This is a genomic window from Micromonospora sp. NPDC047738 (assembly GCF_040642675.1).
In the GTDB taxonomy this organism is placed as follows: domain Bacteria; phylum Actinomycetota; class Actinomycetes; order Mycobacteriales; family Micromonosporaceae; genus Micromonospora.
In genome coordinates this window covers 1-3,058 of record NZ_JBEYSO010000074.1, presented here as the reverse complement: position 1 = coordinate 3,058, position 3,058 = coordinate 1, and the positions used below count along the sequence as shown (strand labels likewise).

Genomic DNA, 3,058 nt, shown 5'->3' with positions numbered 1-3,058 from the left:
TGGGTTGTGGGTTGGTCGTTTGTTGAGAATTGCACAGTGGACGCGAGCATCTTTGTGGTCAAGTTGTCAAGGGCGAACGGTGGATGCCTTGGCACCAGGAGCCGATGAAGGACGTGGGAGGCCGCGATAGGCCTGGGGGAGCTGTCAACCAAGCTGTGATCCCAGGGTGTCCGAATGGGGGAACCCGGCTGGAGTCATGTCCAGTCACCCGCACCTGAACACATAGGGTGTGTGGGGGGAACGCGGGGAAGTGAAACATCTCAGTACCCGTAGGAAGAGAAAACAAAGAGTGATTCCGTGAGTAGTGGCGAGCGAAAGCGGATGGAGGCTAAACCGGCTGCGTGTGATACCTGTCAGGGGTTGCGTGGTCGGGGTTGTGGGACCCTGCTGCATGAGCTGACACTCGTGTGAGGAGTTACAAAGCCAGTTGCTAGCCGAACAGTCTGGAATGGCTGACCGTAGGCGGTGATAGTCCGGTAGGTGAAAGTGGCTGGTCTCCTGTGGGTGTTCCCGAGTAGCGGCGGACTCCTGAAATCTGCCGTGAATCTGCCAGGACCACCTGGTAAGCCTAAATACTTCCTGGTGACCGATAGCGGACGAGTACCGTGAGGGAATGGTGAAAAGTACCCCGGGAGGGGAGTGAAATAGTACCTGAAACCGTTCGCCTACAATCCGTCGGAGCCTTGCGGGGTGACGGCGTGCCTTTTGAAGAATGAGCCTGCGAGTTAGTGGCATGTGGCGAGGTTAACCCGTGTGGGGGAGCCGTAGCGAAAGCGAGTCTGAATAGGGCGTTTGAGTCGCATGCTCTAGACCCGAAGCGGAGTGATCTAGCCATGGGCAGGCTGAAGCGCGGGTAAGACCGCGTGGAGGGCCGAACCCACCAACGTTGAAAAGTTGGGGGATGACCTGTGGTTAGGGGTGAAAGGCCAATCAAACTCCGTGATAGCTGGTTCTCCCCGAAATGCATTTAGGTGCAGCGTCGTGTGTTTCTTGCCGGAGGTAGAGCACTGGATGGTCTAGGGGGCCCACAAGCTTACCGAAATCAGCCAAACTCCGAATGCCGGTAAGTGAGAGCGCGGCAGTGAGACTGCGGGGGATAAGCTTCGTAGTCGAGAGGGAAACAGCCCAGATCACCAGCTAAGGCCCCTAAGCGTGTGCTAAGTGGAAAAGGATGTGGGGTCGCATAGACAACCAGGAGGTTGGCTTAGAAGCAGCCACCCTTTAAAGAGTGCGTAATAGCTCACTGGTCAAGTGGTTCCGCGCCGACAATGTAGCGGGGCTCAAGCACACCGCCGAAGCTGTGGCACTCACACAATAACCTTGTGCCTCCTTGATGGGGTATGCAGGTGTGTGGGTGGGTAGGGGAGCGTCGTGCCGGGGGTGAAGCAACGGGGTGACCTAGTTGTGGACGCGGCACGAGTGAGAATGCAGGCATGAGTAGCGAAAGAAGGGTGAGAAACCCTTCCGCCGGATGACCAAGGGTTCCAGGGCCAGGCTAATCCGCCCTGGGTGAGTCGGGACCTAAGGCGAGGCCGAGAGGCGTAGTCGATGGACAACGGGTTGATATTCCCGTACCCGCGAAGGAGCGACCCTGACGAACCTCGTTGTGCTAACCACCCAAACCATCTGAGACCTTCGGGTTGAGGGTGGGGAGCGTGGGAACCTGGCGGGTAGTAGTCAAGCGATGGGGTGACGCAGGAAGGTAGCTGATCCCGGCCGGTGGTTGTGCCGGGGTAAGCGTGTAGGCCGTGCCGTAGGCAAATCCGCGGCGCATATAGGCTGAGACGTGATGCCGAGCCGATTCAGGTGAAGTCAGTGATCCTATGCTGCCGAGAAAAGCCTCTAGCGAGTTCCGAGCGGCCCGTACCCCAAACCGACACAGGTGGTCAGGTAGAGAATACCGAGGCGATCGGGCGAACTGTGGTTAAGGAACTCGGCAAATTGCCCCCGTAACTTAGGGAGAAGGGGGGCCGGAGACGTGAAGCCCCGCGCGGGTGGAGCGTTGTATGGCCGCAGAGAGCAGGGGGAAGCGACTGTTTACTAAAAACACAGGTCCATGCGAAGAAGTAATTCGATGTATATGGACTGACGCCTGCCCGGTGCTGGAACGTTAAGGGGACCTGTTAGCTCTTCGGGGCGAAGCGGAGAACTTAAGCGCCAGTAAACGGCGGTGGTAACTATAACCATCCTAAGGTAGCGAAATTCCTTGTCGGGTAAGTTCCGACCTGCACGAATGGCGTAACGACTTCCCCACTGTCTCAACCACAGGCCCGGCGAAATTGCATTACGAGTAAAGATGCTCGTTACGCGCGGCAGGACGGAAAGACCCCGGGACCTTTACTATAGCTTGACATTGGTATCTGAGTTAGCTTGTGTAGGATAGGTGGGAGCCGGTGAAGCTCTAACGCCAGTTAGGGTGGAGGCAATCTTGAAATACCACTCTGGTTGATTCGGGTATCTAACTTCGGACCGTTATCCGGTTCAGGGACAGTGTCTGGTGGGTAGTTTAACTGGGGCGGTTGCCTCCTAAAGGGTAACGGAGGCGCCCAAAGGTTCCCTCAGCCTGGTTGGCAATCAGGTGTTGAGTGCAAGTGCACAAGGGAGCTTGACTGTGAGACTGACAGGTCGAGCAGGGACGAAAGTCGGGACTAGTGATCCGGCACTGGCATGTGGAAGCGGTGTCGCTCAACGGATAAAAGGTACCCCGGGGATAACAGGCTGATCTTCCCCAAGAGTCCATATCGACGGGATGGTTTGGCACCTCGATGTCGGCTCGTCGCATCCTGGGGCTGTAGCAGGTCCCAAGGGTTGGGCTGTTCGCCCATTAAAGCGGTACGCGAGCTGGGTTTAGAACGTCGTGAGACAGTTCGGTCCCTATCCGCCGTGCGCGTAGGATACTTGAGAAGGGCTGTCCCTAGTACGAGAGGACCGGGACGGACGAACCTCTGGTGTGCCAGTTGTCCCGCCAGGGGCACGGCTGGTTAGCTACGTTCGGAAGGGATAACCGCTGAAAGCATCTAAGCGGGAAGCTCGCTTCAAGATGAGGTATCCCACCACC

At 57.3% G+C, this 3,058-nt stretch carries 1 rRNA gene; it reads left to right on the top strand.

What is annotated here, in order from left to right:
* Positions 1-56: 56 nt before the first annotated feature.
* Positions 57-3,058, top strand: a 23S ribosomal RNA gene (locus tag ABZ783_RS37320); the annotation flags it as partial.